The organism is Candidatus Flexicrinis affinis (assembly GCA_016716525.1).
Lineage (GTDB): Bacteria > Chloroflexota > Anaerolineae > Aggregatilineales > Phototrophicaceae > Flexicrinis > Flexicrinis affinis.
The window spans coordinates 1,240,391-1,259,034 of record JADJWE010000001.1 but is presented as its reverse complement, the minus strand read 5'-3'; the positions used below and the strand labels follow the sequence as shown (position 1 = coordinate 1,259,034).

Annotated in this window: 15 protein-coding genes; 7 read left to right on the top strand and 8 right to left on the bottom strand. The window is 62.4% G+C overall.

Going from position 1 to position 18,644, the window contains the following annotated elements; all coding sequences use genetic code 11:
* Positions 1-14: 14 nt before the first annotated feature.
* The 5 genes from alr to galK all read left to right on the top strand — a co-directional run bounded on the left by alr (position 15) and on the right by galK (position 7,989).
* The gene (alr, locus tag IPM16_05330; GenBank protein MBK9122531.1) at positions 15-2,558 is read left to right on the top strand and encodes an alanine racemase; all 2,544 of its coding nucleotides are present in this window, start codon (positions 15-17) and stop codon (positions 2,556-2,558) included.
* Positions 2,559-2,687: 129 nt separating this feature from the next.
* Complete coding sequence (locus tag IPM16_05325; GenBank protein MBK9122530.1) at positions 2,688-4,892, top strand: glycoside hydrolase family 2 protein; 2,205 nt, start codon at positions 2,688-2,690, stop codon at positions 4,890-4,892.
* 12 nt (positions 4,893-4,904) lie between these two features.
* Complete coding sequence (locus tag IPM16_05320; protein MBK9122529.1) at positions 4,905-5,801, top strand: hypothetical protein; 897 nt, start codon at positions 4,905-4,907, stop codon at positions 5,799-5,801.
* Positions 5,802-6,860 (top strand): UDP-glucose--hexose-1-phosphate uridylyltransferase, encoded by a 1,059-nt coding sequence (locus tag IPM16_05315; protein ID MBK9122528.1) that lies wholly within the window; start codon positions 5,802-5,804, stop codon positions 6,858-6,860.
* A complete protein-coding gene (galK, locus tag IPM16_05310; protein MBK9122527.1) occupies positions 6,844-7,989 on the top strand; it encodes a galactokinase in 1,146 nt (381 codons plus the stop codon). The genes IPM16_05315 and galK overlap by 17 nt, the downstream gene beginning before the upstream one ends.
* Before the next feature lie 111 nt (positions 7,990-8,100).
* Here galK and IPM16_05305 read toward each other — a convergent pair whose 3' ends face one another.
* The 4 genes from IPM16_05305 to IPM16_05290 form a co-directional block, all read right to left on the bottom strand.
* Positions 8,101-8,760 (bottom strand): FHA domain-containing protein, encoded by a 660-nt coding sequence (locus IPM16_05305; protein MBK9122526.1) that lies wholly within the window; start codon positions 8,758-8,760, stop codon positions 8,101-8,103.
* Positions 8,761-8,836: 76 nt separating this feature from the next.
* Positions 8,837-9,451, bottom strand: coding sequence for a hypothetical protein (locus IPM16_05300; protein MBK9122525.1), 615 nt, complete (start codon positions 9,449-9,451; stop codon positions 8,837-8,839).
* A gap of 47 nt (positions 9,452-9,498) precedes the next feature.
* On the bottom strand, positions 9,499-10,437 hold the full coding sequence (gene miaA / locus IPM16_05295; protein ID MBK9122524.1) for a tRNA (adenosine(37)-N6)-dimethylallyltransferase MiaA: 939 nt from the start codon (positions 10,435-10,437) through the stop codon (positions 9,499-9,501).
* Positions 10,412-10,774, bottom strand: coding sequence for a YraN family protein (locus tag IPM16_05290; protein MBK9122523.1), 363 nt, complete (start codon positions 10,772-10,774; stop codon positions 10,412-10,414). Before IPM16_05290 ends, miaA begins: the two co-directional genes overlap by 26 nt.
* A gap of 102 nt (positions 10,775-10,876) precedes the next feature.
* On the opposite strand from IPM16_05290, the gene IPM16_05285 reads away from it, so the two are divergent.
* Positions 10,877-12,022: a hypothetical protein gene (locus tag IPM16_05285; protein MBK9122522.1), complete on the top strand. Its 1,146-nt coding sequence runs from the start codon at positions 10,877-10,879 to the stop codon at positions 12,020-12,022.
* A gap of 106 nt (positions 12,023-12,128) precedes the next feature.
* On the top strand, positions 12,129-14,234 hold the full coding sequence (locus tag IPM16_05280; GenBank protein MBK9122521.1) for a sodium-translocating pyrophosphatase: 2,106 nt from the start codon (positions 12,129-12,131) through the stop codon (positions 14,232-14,234).
* A 63-nt stretch (positions 14,235-14,297) separates the two neighbouring features.
* Here the strand turns inward: IPM16_05280 and IPM16_05275 are convergent, their stop codons facing one another.
* Genes IPM16_05275 through IPM16_05260 form a run of 4 tightly spaced genes read right to left on the bottom strand, consistent with a single transcriptional unit; the run spans position 14,298 to position 18,640 of the window.
* The gene (locus tag IPM16_05275; protein ID MBK9122520.1) at positions 14,298-15,158 is read right to left on the bottom strand and encodes a J domain-containing protein; all 861 of its coding nucleotides are present in this window, start codon (positions 15,156-15,158) and stop codon (positions 14,298-14,300) included.
* A complete protein-coding gene (locus IPM16_05270) occupies positions 15,140-16,060 on the bottom strand; it encodes a histone deacetylase (GenBank protein MBK9122519.1) in 921 nt (306 codons plus the stop codon). Before IPM16_05270 ends, IPM16_05275 begins: the two co-directional genes overlap by 19 nt.
* Positions 16,057-17,556, bottom strand: coding sequence for a phytoene desaturase (gene crtI, locus IPM16_05265; GenBank protein ID MBK9122518.1), 1,500 nt, complete (start codon positions 17,554-17,556; stop codon positions 16,057-16,059). Before crtI ends, IPM16_05270 begins: the two co-directional genes overlap by 4 nt.
* On the bottom strand, positions 17,546-18,640 hold the full coding sequence (locus IPM16_05260; GenBank protein MBK9122517.1) for a glycosyltransferase: 1,095 nt from the start codon (positions 18,638-18,640) through the stop codon (positions 17,546-17,548). Before IPM16_05260 ends, crtI begins: the two co-directional genes overlap by 11 nt.
* Positions 18,641-18,644: the final 4 nt, after the last annotated feature.

Below are 18,644 nucleotides of genomic sequence, written 5' to 3'. Positions count from 1 at the left end.
ACGAGACAAGTCGCATGATCAGCCTGTATGACTTGCTGCAAGCGGGGAACGGACAGCTATACGGCCAACCTGTCTCGCAGATCTTCACAGGCTTGTGCTTGGGGCCGCAGCCCAGCGGCCCCAATCAACTGTTCGTTGCCACAGTCACGCCACAGGGAGACACGCATCGCTTCATCGAACGCGCCATCCAGAACGGCGTCACTGGCGTGCTATGTTCTCGCGTGCCAGACTGCGACACGTCTTCCGTCACCGTCATCATCGTCCGCGACACCCAAAGCTCGCTGCTGTCGTGGGCAAAGTTCATCCTGAAGCGGTATCAGCCCACGCTGATTGGCGTCGCCGGGTCGGCCGGCAAGTCGACCACCATTCACGCCCTCGAACACGTACTCAAAACGCGCTTTCAGGTACATTCGAACCTAAACGTCGACGTGGCCAACCGCAGCGCGCTTCCTGTCAGCTTGGCGACGCTGCTGCCTGAACATCAATACGCAGTCATCCGCCTGCCAACCGATCATCCCGGCGAACTCGAGGCCATGCTTGCCGTAGCATCGCCGCAGGTTGGAATCCTGACCAACGTACATCATGCGCACTTGGCCGCGTTCGAGTCGATCGAGCGGTTGGCGGAAGACCAGTCCGGCATCATCACCCGTCTTGATCGTACCGGCTTGGCAATCATCAATGCGGACGACGAGTATGCACGCTTCGCCAAGGAAGCCACCGAAGCCGCGGCCATCACGGTCAGCATCGACAGTTTCGGCAACGACTTCATGGCTTACAACGTGATCGTCGGAATCCAGGGAACTGGTTTCGACCTGCTCTACGACGGAAAGCGTTATCTCGGCTGCTGGAGCCCGCTCCTCGGCAAGCATAATCTGTATGCGATTCTGTTCACGCTGGCGGTGGCGGTCGTACATGCGGGTATGCGGGTCGAGGATGTCCTGCAAGCGATCACCTCGCTCGAACCTCTGCCCGGCCGCATGCAGCCAATACTGGGGATCAACAACTCGTTGATCGTGGACGACTCGCACCGGTCGAACACCGAGTCGATGCTGGCCGCGCTCGACTGGCTCGGATCGGTGCGCGATACGCGCGGCAGTGCATACGCGATCCTCGGTGAGTTTGACGCCCAAGGCGAGTACGAATCGCAGGGACCGCGCCTGATCGGCCAAAAAGTCACCGATTGCGTAGATGCACTCATCACGCATGGCGCGACCGCGACCGCTGTTAGCCGAAGCGCCCTCGAGTGGGGCTTCAATCAACAGCAGGTCTACAATTCGTACAGCGCCGTCAGCGCGCTGAATACGCTCTTTGGCCGCTTTGGCCTGACGTCGAACGACGTTGTGTTGGTCAAAGGCGGGCCGGAGGATGAAATCGCGGAGATTTCGCAAGGACTGGTCAAGCAGGACCATCACCGGACGACGACCGTGCGCCGCACATTGATTCGCCGCACGATGGGATCAGGCCGGCCTACGTGGATCGAGGTCGATGCCGGCGCAATCGCCACAAACGTGAAGCTGCTCAAGCAGATGGTTGGCCCTAACGTCACGCTGATGGCCGTCGTCAAAGCGGATGGCTACGGACATGGCGCGGCTCTAGTCGCTCAAACGGCGCTGGCAAACGGTGCGGAGTATCTTGGCGTGTCGAACGTCTTCGAGGCACAGGATTTGCGGTCCGCCGGAGTCACTGCACCCGTGCTGGTCATGAGCTATGTGCCGTACGACAATGTTCGGCTTGCGATTCAACACAATTTCACCCTAACGCTGTACGACGTTGAACAAGCGCAAGCTTACGATCACGCCGCGCGCGATGCCGGGCAACGGGTCAAGGCGCACATCAAAGTCGACACGGGCATGGGCAGGCTCGGTTTGCTGCCCGAGGAAGCGATGGCACTGTTCCGCCAGTTGCGCAGTCTCCCTTACCTTGAGATTGAGGGCCTGTATACGCACTTCTCATCGGCCGACTCGGATGCCGACCACACCGCCGAGCAGGTCGTGCGTTTCAACAACGTCGTGCGTCCGCTCAAGGCAACCGGGTTCGAACTCAAGTACGTGCACGCCGCCAACAGCGCCGCGACGCTGCTTTCGCCCTCGAATCATTTCTCGATGGTTCGCGTCGGAATTGCGATGTACGGCTATTCCCCCTCGCCTGAGATCCAGGTGCCAATCGGGTTCCAGCCTGCACTCACATGGAAAGCGGTGGTCGCGCAAGTGCGTACGCTGCCGAAGGGACATCCGGTAGGCTACGGCAATACGTTCGTAACCGAACGCGAGGAACAGGTGGCTATTCTCGCCGTCGGTTACGGTGACGGATTCCGGCGCTCGCCCAATTTCGGCGAGGTTCTGCTTCACGGCCAACGCGCCCCGATCCTCGGGCGGGTAAGCATGGAGAAGACGATCGTCAGCGTCAACCATATCCCCGAGGTCGGCATCGGTGACGAAGCCGTGCTGCTCGGGCGGCAAGGCGATCAGTACATTTCGGTAGATGAACTTGCCGAGCGCACCGGGACGATTAATTACGAGATATTGACCAACGTCGTGCCGCGGCTGCCTCGGCGGTAGTTTCTTCCCTGAGTAAGTTTGACTTTTCGGCGGCACGTGCAGCGATACTTCATTCAAGGGCTGACGCTCGGCTCAGGCAAGTAGCAATGATCTAGCGGCTTCGGCCGCTTATGTTACAAAGGACTGACAGTGAGAAGCACGTTCCCGTTCAATCAGGGCTGGCTGTACTGCGCGCAGCACGTCGCGGACTCGGCGCCAGACTCGAGTTTTGTCGCCGTTACCGTCCCGCACTCCAACGTCATCTTGCCATACCACAACTTCGATGACGAGGAGTATCAATTCGTCTCGACATACCGCAAGCACTTCACGCTGACCGAGCCGCTGAACGGCCGCCGGGCGCACCTCGAGTTCGAAGGCGTCATGACCTCCGCCACCGTGCGTATCAACGGGCATGCATTCCCGGAGCATCGCGGAGGCTTCGTCCCGTTCACGCTCGATATCACCGATCACCTGAACGAGTCGGGCGACAATCTGCTGACCGTGTACGTCGACTCGACCGAACGGAAGGATGTCCCTCCATTCGGGCACACCGTAGATTACCTCGTGTTCGGCGGAATCTACCGCGACGTCACCCTCCGCCTCGTCGAGACTGCGCACATCGAAAACGTGTTCGTTAAGCCGCGTGATGTCCTCACCGCTTCGCCGTACCTCGAGGTCGACGTCACGCTGCGTAACGTTAGTGCCGATAAGCGCGACCTGTCGCTGTACATCGCGTACGGCCGCGAGGACCGAATCGAGCAGTCTGACGGATGGACGCAAACACCGCACCCAGTCACATTGGAACCCGACAGCGTGCAGACGGTGACCGTCACGCTGCGCGACCTGCCGCCTGTCGTGCTGTGGACGCCCGAACATCCTCAGCTCTATCGCATGATCGTCCATCTCGGGAACGAGCAGCGTTCCACGCAGGATCGCAAGTGGACACGCTTCGGGTTCCGCGAAGCGCGCTTCAAGGACGACGGCTTCTATCTCAACGGCGAACGCTTGCAGTTGGTCGGCCTCAACCGCCACCAGAACTACCCGTTCATTGGCGCTGCTGCGCCCGCCCGTTTGCAGCGCAAGGACGCCGACATTCTCAAAGACGAGCTGGGCGTCAACATCGTCCGCACGTCGCACTATCCGCAATCGCCGCACTTCCTCGACAGATGTGACGAGATCGGCCTGCTGGTGTTCGAGGAGATCCCGGGATGGCAGCACATCGGCGATGAGGACTGGCAGTCGCTGGCGCTGCGCGATGTCCGCGCGATGGTCGAGCGCGACCGTAACCACCCGTCTATCATCATGTGGGGTGTTCGTATCAACGAGTCATGGGACAATACGCCGTTCTATACCCAAACCAACGCCCTCGCCCGCACACTCGATCCGACCCGCCAGACCGGCGGCGTCCGGTTCTTCCTCGGTTCGGAATTCCTCGAAGACGTGTATACATTCAACGACTTCTCCAACACGATCGTCGAGCCTGAGCACACGCCGCATCTCGTCACCGAGTACAGCGGGCATATGTTCCCGACCAAGACATGGGATCACGACGCGCGCCGGGTTGAACACGCGCTGCGCCATGCGCGCATTCAGGACCGGGCGCGAGGCATGGGCGGCGTGAGCGGCGCAATTGGTTGGTGCGCGTTCGACTACAACACGCACCGGGAGTTCGGCGCCGGCGACCGCATCTGCTATCACGGCGTGATGGACATCTTCCGTCTGCCGAAATACGCCGCGTACGCGTATCTCAGCCAAACGGCGCCGCAGGTCAAGCCGGTGCTCAAGATCGCGTCCGGCTGGAAGGCCGGCGACTACGACGAGGGCCACACGGTCCTGCCGGTGCGGGTGTTCACCAACTGCGATTATGTCGAAGCGCATGTCGGAGACGTGCCGCAAGGCAAATTCTATCCCGACCGCGAACACTTCCCGCACCTTCCGCACCCGCCCATCCTGTTGACCGATCTGGCGATTCGCCTTGCACAGCCGTGGAACGATCTGCGGGTCGTCGGCTTCGTGGGGGACAAGGCAGTCATCGAGCAATCTGTCGCCGCCGACGGCGTACCGGCCCGCCTCGAAATTACGGCCGATGACGCCGCTATCAAGGCGGACGGAATCGACATGACACGCATTTCCTTCCGAATCACCGATCATTACGGGAACGTGCTGCCATACGCGATCGCAATGGTGACGCTCGAGGTCGATGGGCCCGCAGACATCTTCGGGGAAACGTCTTTCCCGTTGGTTGGTGGACAGGGTGCGGTTTATCTCAAATCGCGCCATACTCAGGGCGAAGCTGTCGTCCTTGCGACCACGCCGCGGCTGCACTCGGCCTCGGTGCGCGTTGCACTTGAATAAGGTGGTTGTGTCGTGGCTCAACAGATCGAATACCGTGGCTGGCCGGGATGCGTTCATCTCGGCAACGGAAGCGCCGACGTAGTCGTTAGTGCCAGTTTCGGCCCGCGCATCTTGCATTACGGCCCGTCGCTGGATGTCAATCTCTTCGGCGAGCAGTACGACGCCGCACGGGCCCTGCCGGCGAACGCATGGAAGTTGGTTGGCGGGCACCGCTTCTGGATCGCGCCCGAAGACACGGATATCACATACATCCCCGACAACGACCCGATCGAGGTGGAGTCAGCCCGGCCCGGTACGCTGCAAGTCCGCTCGGTCGACGCCAAAACTCAAATCGAAAAACAGCTCGATCTTTCGCTCGCGCCGCAGGGCACCGAGGTCGTGGTCTCACATACGTTGATCAACCGCGGGGTGTGGCCGGTCCGGGTTGCGCCATGGGCGCTGTCCGTGATGCCACTCGGCGGGCGAGCAGTTATGCCGCTGCCAGAGCGCCGCCCGCACTCTGAGACTTTACTTCCCGCCGGTAGCCTCGTGTGTTGGGCGTACACCGACTTGGGCGATCCGCGTTGGTCGTATGCACCGACGGGCATCATGCTTGACGGTGTACCCGGTCAACCGCCGCAGAAGATGGGCACGCTGGTCGAAGCCGGTTGGCTCGCCTATTGGCAGCCGGCCGCGACCTTTATCAAGCGCTTCGATGTTGTCTTGGGCGCCGACTATCCCGACTTCGGGTGCTCGGCCGAGTTGTTCACCAACGAGTACTTCCTCGAGGTCGAGACGCTCGGACCGCTGGTTTGGCTTGAGCCGGGCGCGTCGGTCGATCATGTCGAAACGTGGCAATTCCGTACCGACCTGCCCCGCCCCGACCGCGCATCGATGGAAACGTGGCAAGCCGCGATTGAGGGCGCATAGATGATCGAGGCGCTCCTGTCCGAGTATCCGCACCGGCGGTTCAACCCGCTGACGGGCGACTATATCCTCGTATCGCCACACCGGACGAAACGGCCGTGGCAAGGCCAAGTCGAGCGCCCGCCCGCCGAGACCCGGCCCCGCTATGATCCGGCTTGCTATCTCTGTCCGGGCAACACGCGGGCCAATCAGGAAGTGAACCCGGACTATCGGGAGACGTTCGTGTTCACCAACGACTTCGCCGCGCTGCTTCCGGATGCGCCGGCCGATCAGCATTACACGGAGTCGCTGTTCGAGGCAGACATCGTCAGCGGGACATGCCGTGTGCTGTGCTTCTCGCCGCGCCATGACTTGACGCTCGCGCGCATGTCTACCCCGGCCATTCGCAGTGTCGTTGATATGTGGGCTTCGCAGACCGCGGACCTCGGCAATCAGTATCAGTGGGTGCAAGTGTTCGAGAATCGCGGCGAGGCCATGGGGGCTTCGAATCCGCACCCGCACGGTCAAGTGTGGGCCAGCGACTTCCTTCCCAACCAAGCCCGCATCGAAGACGAGCGTCAGCGTGCGTACTTTGCCCAGCACGACACTCCGCTGCTGCTTGACTATGCGCAGTTAGAAAAGGATCGCCCGGAGCGCGTCGTCGCTATGAATACCGAATGGATCGCCGTCGTACCCTATTGGGCGGTGTGGCCGTTCGAGACGCTCGTGATACCCCGCCGACATGCACGCCGCATGCCAGATCTCGACGCGGCACAGCGCGACGGATTGGCCGACGTAATGAAGGCGCTGCTCGTCCGCTACGACAACCTGTTCGAGACATCGTTCCCTTACTCAATGGGTTGGCACGGGGCGCCGTTCAACAGCGAGGCCAACGATCACTGGCAGCTTCACGCGCACTTCTATCCACCACTGCTCCGGTCTGCCACGGTCCGCAAGTTCATGGTCGGTTTCGAGCTGCTGGCCGAGGCGCAGCGGGATATCACGCCCGAACAGGCGGCGACGCGGCTGCAGGCAGTGCCCGACCGGCACTACATGGGGGACGACGATGAGCCGTCTGCGTGAGGTGACGCTGCAAGCGTACTACGAGCGTTACGGCCACGCAGCCGAGTGGATCGCGTTCGCGCCGGGGCGGGTTAACCTCATCGGCGAGCACACCGACTACAACGACGGCTTCGTCCTTCCGATGGCGATCGAGCGTGGAATCTGGATCGCATTCTCGCGATCTGAGACCGCTCAGGTCGCAATGCACTTCGCAGATTTCGACCGCAGCGAGTCGTTTCCGATCGACAAGATCGTCCGCGGCGAACACTCTCCAGCCGAGTACGTCAAAGGAATGGCGCGCATGCTGTCCCGCGACGGCATCGTCGTGCACGGGTGGCAAGGCGTCATTCAGGGCGACATCCCGGTTGGCGCGGGGCTATCGTCGTCCGCTGCGCTGGAGATGGCGGCGGGCGCCGCGTTCTGTGCCCTTGCCGACATGCCGTGGCATCCGATCGAGATGGCGCGGCGCGGGCAAGCGGTCGAAAACGATTGGCTCGGCCTGCAGACCGGCATCATGGACCAGACGATCTCGGCCGCCGGGCAGGCTGGAAGCGCGCTGCTGATCGACTGTCGGTCGCTGGAGGTCAGCCCTGCCCCGCTTCCGACAGATTCACTGGTTGTCGTGTTGGATACCTCAACGCGGCGCGGACTGGTCCACTCCGCATACAACGAGCGTCGCCAGCAGTGCGAGGCCGGCGCCAAGCATTTCGGCGTGAAGGCACTGCGCGACGTTTCTGTGAACACATTCACGGCACGCGCCGGTGAACTCGATGACTTGACGCGTCGTCGCTGCAGGCACGTGATCACCGAAAATCAGCGAACGCTGGACGCATTCGAGGCGATGCGCGCCAGCGATGCGCCGCGGCTTGGCGCGCTGATGTACGAAAGTCACGTCAGCTTGCGTGACGATTTCGAAGTGTCGACCGAATATCTCAACGCGATCGTCGAGACAGCGCGCGGCCATGATGCATGTTTCGGCGCACGCATGACCGGGGCCGGATTTGGCGGCTGCGGTGTAGCGCTCGTCTCGGCCGAGGGTGCCGACGATTTCGTCACGCATGTCGAACGCGAATACCATGCGCAGACCGGCAAGACGCCCGCGCTCTACATCTCGTCGGCCTCGCGCGGGGCGTTCTACGAACGGGCGTGACGGGCCGGTTGTCAAACTGCAGCGCAAAGCACAGAACTAAGACGAGCGTCCCAATCGTGGGGCGCACGTCTGTTACTACCATAGTGCCTAAAGCTGCAGTAATCGCAAATCTCACCCCTGATCGAGGCGGAAGCCGTGGCCGCGCATGGTCACGATGTACTGATGTTCCGGGTCGATCTCGGCAAGCCGGTCGCGCAAACGGCGCACCAACGCGTCGATAGCCTGTTCGCTAACGCCCTCGCCCACCACGTCCGGCCACACGGTCTCGACCACCGTCTCGCGAGTGCACACACGTCCGGCGTGCAAGTAGAGCAGCTCCAGAAGGCGGTACTGCGGCAAGCTGAGCGGCGGATCAAGCTCCTGATCCTGAATGAACACGCGCCGAGCCTCGCGGTCCAGCTTGAGCCGGCCGTTGAGCGTTTCAGGTACCTCGAACGGAAGCGGTGCCGTCGCGCCCGAGCCGACGAACTGCAAGCGCACCGCCAACGCGATGTGAATTTCGTCGTTGTCGTACAGCTCTTGCGTTGCGTTTTCCAGCTTCTTGCCGTTGATCCACGTGCCGTTTCGGCTGCCTTTGTCTTCGATGAAATAGCGGCCGTCGCTCTCGAAGATCCGCACATGTTCGCGCGAAATCTGGCGCTCGTTGAGTACGATGTCGCACGTGTCTTCGCGCCCGATCACGACCTCGCTTTTGTCAATCGAGTACGCGTGATTCGCGTTCGGTCCGTCCAGTACGATCAGCGACGGCGCGCTGCGCTTCGCATCTGACATTCGATCTTCTCCGTGTGTCGCCAATGATCACACATTACGAATTTCCACCCATTATAGCATTTTTGGGGCGAACTCATTAGTTTGCCGACGGTGTGATTGGAACTGCCTCGGATGCTGATTCGACTACGCCGGTCCATAAGCCGTGATCAACGAAAATGCCCGGGCTGCTGGTCTGAATCAAGCCGGTCGACGCGTTGCGATAGTATGCGCGCAGCACGCTGCCGGGGTTGATCCCGAACGTCTGCAGATCGGCAACCGACAATGTAAGGTACTGCACACAGGTCTGAAGCGGAACGAGCAGGCGGATGTTGCTCTCTGGAATCGGCGCGTTTGTGCCTGCCGGTGCGGTCACCTGCGCCGTGGTCGTGAGCAATCCGAACCCGTCGATGGCCGGGTTGTTCACGGCGACGCCACCCGAAAGGAGGAACGGTGCGGTACCCATCGACGTGTTGGTGAGGATGATCCGCACGACCAGTGAACCTTCCGGCGTGGTGGGATACGCGCCGATCTCGAGTTCGACGCGAAACGGCGACCGCCGCTGTGCCGCCGCGCGCGCGATCAACGACTGATGCGATTCCCGCGCGACCACCCCGCGGGCATTCTCGCAGCTCGGGCGCAGGTCAATCAAGAAGCGCGCGAACAGGTCCGAGAACGTGTTCTGCCCGGCCAGCACAAAAAGTACGACGATCAAGAGCACACCGAAAGCCGTCGAGCCACGGCGTGAACGATAAAACGGAGTCATGCGCTGGTCAGCCGATCCAAGAGCCGAACCCAATCCCGTGTATCCACATCCTCCACATTATGCCACAGGACACGCTCTCCCATCTTGCGGAACCACGTGTACTGGCGGCGTATGAAGTCATGTGTGGCGTGTTTGACCGCAGCGACGGAATCGTCGAGCGGCACCGAGTCGAGGAGGTGTGCTGCAAGCTCCTTGTAGCCGATGCCGCTCATCGACGGAAGACCGCGCGAGTAGCCGCGGTCGAGCAGCATCCTGACCTCGTCGACGAATCCGGCTGCGATCATCTGGTCGACGCGGGAGTCGGCGCGGGCATACAGCGCATCGCGCCCCAGTGTGAGTCCGATTACGGCAACCGCAAACGGCGGCGGAGTCTTTCGCTGCAGCTCGCTGATGGGCCGGCCCGTCTCGATACACACTTCGAGCGCGCGCACGACCCGGCGCACGTTCTGGTACGGAATCGCGTCGGCCGCGGCCGGATCAAACGTGCGCAGGCGGGCATGAAGGGCGTCCGCTCCTTCGCGTGCCGCTGCGGCCTCCAGCTCGCGGCGCAGTTTGGCATTGGGTGGCACCTGTGGAATACCCCACCCGTCGATGACCGCGCTGATATACTGCCCCGTTCCGCCGACGAGCAGCGGCAGCTTCCCGCGTTGATGGATATTGTCGATCGCCTCGTACGTCCATCGTTGCACATCGGCGAGTGACACGTCGTCATCAGGGTCGACCCTGTCGAGCAGATGGTGCGGGACGGCGCGCCGTTCGCTCGACGTAGGTTTGGCCGTCCCGATATCCATGTAGCGATAGATCTGGCGGCTGTCGGCACTGACGATCTCGCCGCCGACCTGCGTCGCAAAGTCGATCGCCAGCGTCGTCTTGCCGACCGCCGTAGGGCCGAGGATGACAATCAGCGGCTTACCAGCCAAGGATGTCCTCCACATAGGTCACCTGCCCGGTGCCGTCCCGGCGCAGCAGCACGGCCGCGCCGTCGATCTGCCACGGCGCCGACTCTGCGCCAATCTCAGCGACATATCGATGCGCCGCCGCAATCATGCGCTCGCGCTTGCGCTCTGTGATCGAGGCGAATGCGTCACCTGCCTCGCCGCGCCGTCGCGTCTTGACCTCGACAAACGCCAGCGCGTCGCCACGACGCACGACAATGTCGATCTCGCCTTCAGTGCAGCGCCAGTTTCGCGCGAGGACTTCATCCCCACGCGCTTCGAGGTACGCACACACGAGCCTCTCGCCTTGATCTCCGGTCGCTTTGTTTCGCGTCATACCCGTCCTTTCGCGTCGAAGTATAGCAGGATCGCAGGATTGCGCCTTGTGTGCACGCACGACCCGGGATATACCAGACCGCACTTGCAGAAAGGCACATCATTGAGCTCGTCCACACAGCCCACGAGCCTGAGTCCACGCCTACTCAACATCATCCTGATCGGCGTCGGTATCGTATTTGCGCTCATCATCGTCGGTGCCGCACTGCTGTTTTTCCCCCAGCTTCGGCCCAATACAATCCAGTTCACCGTGGCGATGGGCGACATTTTCTACCATCAAGGGCCGTGGATGCGCCCGGTCGAGAATCCGAATCAGCCGTTGAGTATTCACTGGTTGGCGTGGGATGCTGAAGGCTTCCGGGTTCCGCACCGCACCGCCGACCGCTACCCCGTGGTCGCGCTGGGCGATTCGTTTACCGAAGCGGCCAACGTCGGACGACCGTGGCCGGATGCGCTCGCCTCCGCGCTCGACAGGCCGGTGCGCAATCTCGGCTTCCGTGGCTTCGGGCCGCGCGAGGAAATGCAGGCATTCGAACTGTACGGCGACGCGGCCGACGTGGACATCGTCGTGATCGGCTTCTTCGAAGGCAACGACTTGTCCAACGCCGTCACCAGTCGGGGGCGCGACTTTCAGCCGCCGTCCGAAGTGACCGACCGCGAGATGATTCCAACCGATGTATCGGCAATTGCCGAACGCGACGAGCGGTATCCCATGCAGGTCGAATTGGCTGGCGGCGCCCAAGACATTGCATTTCTCGAAGGGTACGTGTGGGCCAACACCGGCGCGGTCGAGACCTATGCGGATTCCGCCAACCTCAATCTCACGGCTCGCAGTTGGCGTCGCATCCTCGAACAGGCGCCGGATGCGTGCGTCGTGCTGGCGTACTTCCCCGTCAAGAGCCACGTTTACCTCCCCTATTTGAGCGAGGCGGGCCGGGCGAGGCTCATCGAGAAGGCCGAACTCACCCTCCTCAACGACAGTGGCGAACTTGCGCAGCGTCAAGAACCCCTCGCCTTCGACGCGTTGCTGGCGGCGCGCGGCAATCAGCGCGATGCCGTCCTCGCGCGAGCCGAAGCCGAAGGCCTTGCGACCATCGACCTGACTCCTGTCCTTGAAACCGCGGCTGCGTCCGGCGAGATGGTGTATTACACGTATGACACGCACTGGAACCAGCGCGGACACGACCTCGTGGGCGAAGCAATCGGACGTGCGATTGCAGGCGGACTCTGCCAAGCAGTTCTGCCCTAGCGCAGTCTAGAGCTTGTCTTGATCCGGTTATTGCTAAAGCGCGAATTTCAGGTACCATTCGCCTCATGTGGCCGGCTTTACACTCACTTCGTTTGCGAGGGGAAACATGGACTTCTTAGCACAGAACGCCCAATGGCTGACGCTGATTGCGGCAGTGATTGGCATCGGGTTCGCCGTCTACCAGCGTCGGTGGATCCTTGCACAACCTGCTGGTAACGAGAAGATGACCCGGATCGCCGGCTATATTCAGCGCGGCGCGCAGGCATTCCTGCAGCGCGAGCTGCGTTCGGTCGGCATCCTCGTCGTCATCGTATTCGTCGTGCTGCTGCTGCTCAGCTTCGCTGACGGCGACGGCGGCATGACGGCGCTGACCCCATTTGCGTACCTTTCGGGCGCAATCGCCTCGGGTCTGACCGGCTTCTTCGGTATGTACATTGCCGTTCGCGCCAACGTCCGCACGGCACAAGCCGCGTCGAACAGCTTGAATCAGGGTCTTCGTGTTGCGTTCGCGAGCGGCAGCGTCATGGGGACCATGGTGGTCGGTCTGGCGCTGCTGGGTATCGCGCTGCTGTTCATCATCTTCAATGCCATTGATCCCGTCAACGCGGTCAATGCGCTCGCTGGCTTCAGCTTCGGCGCGACCTCGATCGCGATCTTTGCCCGCGTCGGCGGCGGTATCTTCACCAAGGCGGCCGACGTCGGCGCGGATCTGGTTGGCAAGACGGAAGCCGGCATTCCCGAAGACGACCCGCGCAACCCGGCCGTGATCGCGGACAACGTCGGCGACAACGTCGGTGACGTGGCGGGCATGGGCGCCGACCTGTTCGAGAGTTATGCGAGCTCAATCATTGCGACGATGTCACTGGCCGCGGCGGCTGCCGGTGCCGGCAATCCAGAGAAGCAGGCGTTTCCCCTACTCGTGGCGGCGTTCGGCCTGCTGATCTCGATTGGCAGCACGTTCCTCGTCAAAACTCAGGAAGGCGCGACTCAACGCGACCTGCTCGCCAGCTTGCGCCGCGGCGTGTATGCAGCCAGCGGTGGCGTGGCAGTGGCCGTCATCGTGCTCGGCGCGCTGATCCTCGGCAACGAGGCGGGTGGCATCATCGTGGCGACCATCAGCGGTTTGCTGGCCGGCGTCTTGATCGGCTTCTTCACCGAAGTCTTTACATCTGACACGTACAGCCCGACGCTGCAGCTCAGCGAGTCGGCGCAAAGCGGCCCCGGCATCGTGATCATCCGCGGCATCGCGCTCGGCATGCAGTCCACGATGGCGCCGGTGTTGGTCGTCGTCGCCGCGACCTTAGTCGCCTTTGGCTTCGGCGGCCTGTACGGCATTGCGATGGCCGCAGTGGGTATGCTCGCGACGCTGGGTATCACGCTGGCGACCGACGCCTACGGTCCGGTTGCCGACAACGCAGGCGGTATCGCTGAGATGGCGGAACTGGGCGAGAGCGTTCGCGAACGCACCGACGCCCTCGACAGCCTCGGCAACACCACTGCCGCGACAGGCAAGGGCTTCGCGATTGGCTCCGCCGCAATGACGGCTCTCGCGCTTACAGCCGCGTTCATTCAGGTCATTACGGGTGAAGCGGATATCACGACCGATCCGAACGCGTTCATGGTCAGCGTCACCGATCCGCGCCTGATTACCGGCCTGTTCATCGGTGGTCTGCTGCCGTTCGTCTTCAGCGCCCTCACGATGGTCGCCGTCGGCAAGGCGGCGGGTGGCATCGTGCAGGAAGTCCGCCGCCAGTTCAAGGAAATCCCCGGACTGATGGAAGGCAAGGCTGAGCCGGACTACGAGAAGTGCGTCGCCATCAGCACCGATAGTGCTATCCGCCAGATGATCCTGCCCGGCGTAATCGCCGTCGCCGTGCCCGTGCTTGTGGCGGTTGGCGCTCGGCTGGCCCGTGGCACGCAGTTCGCAACGTTCATTGGCACGGAAACGCTGATCGGCGTGTTGCTCGGCTCGCTCATCACGGGCTTCATGCTCGCAGTCATGATGGCAAACGCCGGCGGCGCATGGGACAACGCCAAGAAGTACATTGAGCGCGGCAACTTCGGCGGCAAGAAGAGCGACCCGCACAAGGCTGCAGTGGTCGGTGACACCGTTGGCGATCCGTTCAAGGATACGTCCGGCCCGTCGCTCAACATTCTGCTCAAGCTGGTGGCCATCGTGTCGCTGGTGATCGCACCGTTCTTGGCCGCCTAACCGCGCCAATCGAAAACGGATAGCAGACGGCCCCGGTCGCAATATGCCGGGGCCGTTTGCGTTCTACTTCCAGCGGTTGGCTCGCTGGATCGCTTCGTAAGCCTCACTCAACGCGCGGAACTTCGCTTCCGCCTCCGCGGACGGGAGCGTGCTGGTGTCCGGGTGGAAATCCAAGGCCAAGCGCCGATAAGCCGCGCTCACCTCTTCTTTGGTCGCGCCACGCTCGACCTCCAGCAGTTCGTAGGCCGTGGCGATGCGGTCTCGCACCGGCATGGCGGGCCGGGGAATGTCCTGAGTCGAAGGCTGGTCCCAACCCGTGCTGCTCCACGACTTCCACTGGTACTCGCGCGGATCGGGGCGGTAGTAGTGCGCACCCGCAGATGTATGGCGCGGTTCGTGCGGGTCCTTCCAGAACGCGTCGACCCCGAAGTCCGCAATCTGCCATTCGCCTCGTATGTAGCGCGGCTTGACGATCGTGCGCAGATAGCGCAGTCGCTCCAGCTTTACGGCGGGGCCGTAGCGTGCGGCCATGTCACCAGTCGCGCCAATCGGCTCGAAGTGAAGCTGCTCGATCACGACGCCGCGTTCCCCTATGCTCACACAGTAGATACGTTCGTGCGCGAGCGCATGTATCGCCATCAGCCATTCCGGAACCGTTGTCCGAAGGTCTGGGGCCGGGAGCAGCTCGCGGTCGAGTATGAACAGCGAGCCAATTCCAGAGTCGGTCGCCTCTTGCACGATGCGGCGGACCGATCGCGTCTTGAGGGGGGCTGTCACGATCTGAATGTGAATAACGACACCGGTCCACGTATGTACGACAACCTGCGGCGAATGCGGCGGCAGATAACATGCTTGCACGCTGACAATGGCGTTCAACTGCTTGCGGAGCGATTGACGGATCGTGTCTAGCTGTACGCTGTCCAACGGCGCGCTCTCTCACTGGCGATCTGAATCGTCGCGAGGTGAATGTCGACGATGTCTTCTACATCGGGTGCATAGCCGCCTCCCATGGCGACGGCTACCGGAATAGCATGCTGCGCACACAAGTCTAATACAAGTGCGTCGCGCTGGGCCAGCGCCTGCTTGCTGATGCTGAGCTTGCCCAGTCGATCGCCTTCGTACGGATCGGCGCCCGCGATGTAGATCGCAAAATCCGCGCCAGACATCGCAATCGCCCGGCGCGTTCCTTCTGCAACGACTTCCAAGTATTCGTTGTCGGTGATCGATTCGTGAAGCCCGATATCGAGGTCGCCGGCGATCTTGCGAAACGGGAAGTTCCGCTCGCCGTGAACCGAGAACGCGAAGATACTCGAATCGCCTGCGACGATGTCGGCAGTTCCGTTGCCCTGATGCACGTCAATGTCGATCACGATCACGCGTTGCGCAAGCCCTTGCGCTTGCATGGCGCGGGCGGCGATGGCGGCGTCGTTGAACACGCAGAAGCCTTCGCCGTGATCGCGGCAAGCGTGATGGGTACCGCCAGCAAGGTTGGCCGCGATTCCCGCCCCGCCAAGTGCCGTCCGCGCAGCCATCAAGGTCGCCCCTGCGGACCGGCGCGAACGCTCGACCATCTGCGGCGACCACGGAAAGCCGATGCGCCGCTGTTCGGCGTCGCTCAGCCGGCCGTGTACCACCTTGTCGAGATACGCGCTGTCGTGGCAGCGGAGAATCTCGGTGTCGGTGGCCGGTGGCGGTACGATCAGGTCTTCCGGCGATACGATCCCCTGTTCGAGAAGTCGCTCGCGCAGGCGGCTGTACTTGCGCATCGGGAATCGATGGCCTTCAGGCAGCGGAAGCACGAAACCATCTGCGTAGAAGCACTTCACGACAGATCGTCCAGCACCATGTCGGCCGCCACCCTGCCGGACAAAGTCACCATGGGAACGCCGCCGCCGGGGTGTGTCGTTCCGCCGGTGAAGTACAGGCCGGGAATGTCCGCGCTGCGGTTGTGCGGCCGACGAAACGCGGTCCACCTGCTGTTGGCCGACGCGCCGTATAGCGCACCCCGGAATGCTCCGCTCATCGTCTGCAGATCAAGCGGGGTGAGTATCGTCTCGCTGACGATGTGCTGGCGGACGCGAAGCCCGAATCGTTCGATCACGTCGAGCACGCGGTCGCGATATGCCGGGGCATAGTCGCGCCAGTCGAACGACGAGTCCAGTGCTGGCGCATTGACCAGCACGAACCAGTTCTCCATGTTCGCCGGCGCGTGGTCCGAGTCCGTCTTGCTCGTTATGGCGATGTACACCGTCGGGTCGTCGGCCGGTATGCGCTGGCTGAAGATCTGGTCGAACTCGCATCGGTAGTCGGCGCTGAACAGCACGTTGTGATGGGCAAGTTCCGGCGTTTCACGGTCGATCCCGAGCAGGAGCACGAACCCACTGCACGACGGCTCTTGGCGTCCCAGACGCGTGTACGTCTTGCGCGTGTGGGGGATATCCGGAAGGAGGGTCTCATATGTCGCGGCGACGTCGACGTTCGACACGACCGCGTGCGCGGGCAGCAGGGTTCCATCCGCCAGTTCGACACCTCGCGCGCGACCGCCTTCCATGACCACGCGGCGCACGCCCACGTTGGTACGAATGTCGACACCCAAATCGACGGCCAAGCGCCGGAACGCTTCACCGAGCGCGTACACGCCGCCTTGCGGATACCACACGCCGTCGATCAATTCGACCGCCGCGATGACGTTGAGAGTCGCTGGAGCCAAGTACGGACTGCCACCGACGTACGTCGCGAACCGCCCCAGGAGTTGGCGCAGCTGCGGAGATGACACAAATGAGTCGATTGCGCCGCTCATCGTCCGGAATGGGTCAGCCTTGAGCCAGTCGCGCACCGGCACACGCAGGAAACTCGACAGTCGCGGCGGCCCAGAGTAGATGAAAACCGGCCCGGTGATCCGGTGGATTTCGGCGGCGTAGTCGAGGTAGCGCCGGTATCCGTCTCCGTCACCCGGAAACCTGCGATCCAGCTCGGCCGCCATGTGCTCCAAATCGGCGGTCACGTCGAGCCGGGTGCCGTCGGGCCAGAAATAGCGGGTCAGCGGGTCGACTGGCACGAGGGTTACGTATTCGTCGAGCGACTTGCCGGCGGCACGAAACAGGTCCTCGAATACCGGGCGCATCGTAATCACCGACGGGCCAGTGTCCCACCGGAAGCCATTCTGCATGAGCTGGTTAAGCTTGCCGCCGATCGCGGGGTTCTTCTCGAGCACCGTCACGGTGCAGCCTGCGGCCTGCAGGCGGATCGCGGCACTGAGGCCGCCCATGCCTGCACCAATTACGACGATACGCCGCCCAGCGCTGTCTAGACTACGCTGCAACCTTGCGTCCTTTCCACTCCGGCCCTCCGCGCGCGAAGTGCCAGTACAGCGCCTGGAACGAGATGACCGTCATCAGGCCGACGGAAAGCGGCATCAAAAGCGCATCAAGCGTTCGCTGCCGCGTCGCGGCGGCGGACACCAGTCGCACAGCGATTCCAGCCCCGATCACAGCGAGCGACGCTGTGACATCTCCGCCGGAAAACAGCCACAGCCATGGCCACCAGAATACGATCCAATGGAACGCGATGCTGCCAATGAGCGGAATCGGGCCGCCAAACCCCGCGAGGATGTTCTTGGCGAATCCACGTCGCACCGAGCCCCAGTCTTCGTACATACGGCAGGAGATCCATCCTGCGCCATCAGCGTTGCGCAGGCGGAGCCCTGCCCGCTTGACCTGACGGGCCAGCAAGACGTCATCCAGCACCGAACCTCTGATGGTCCGATGCCCGCCGACCCGGTCGTAAGCTGTACGACGCCACAGCATACACTGTCCATTCGCGGCGGCAAACGCAGCGATCGGTACACGATGTACCGCAAGAACGGGCAGATAGCCGAAGATGACAAGTGCGATGAGCGGGACGACCAGTCGCTCTGCCCACGACATCGTGATTTGGGTCGGCCAGATACTGAGCAGATCGGCGCGCGTCCGCCGGAATTCCGCCGCCGCTGCGGCAAGCCCGCCATCCGTCCACAGTACGTCTGCATCGGTGAATACGAGGACATCGCCGCGCGCCGCGTCGGCCAGCTGCTGGCATGCCCAGTTCTTCCCTGTCCAACCTAACGGCAGCGGGGTTCCGCTTATCGTCTTGACGCGCGGCGCAAACGCGCGAGCAATTTCGGCGGTACGGTCGGTCGAGTGATCGTCGAGCACGATAATCTCAACGTCAGCCGTCGTCTGCGAAACGAGGCTCGTTAGCGTAACGCCAAGCCGGTCCTCTTCGTTTCGCGCGGGAATGATTACCGACACCCCGTGCAGTTCCTTAGAAGCCTTCGCGGCACGCAGTCGGGGGAACAGCAGGACATTCGTGATCATCACGAGGGCGATCACGACCAACGCGGCAGCCGAAAAACCGAGCAGGACCATAGCC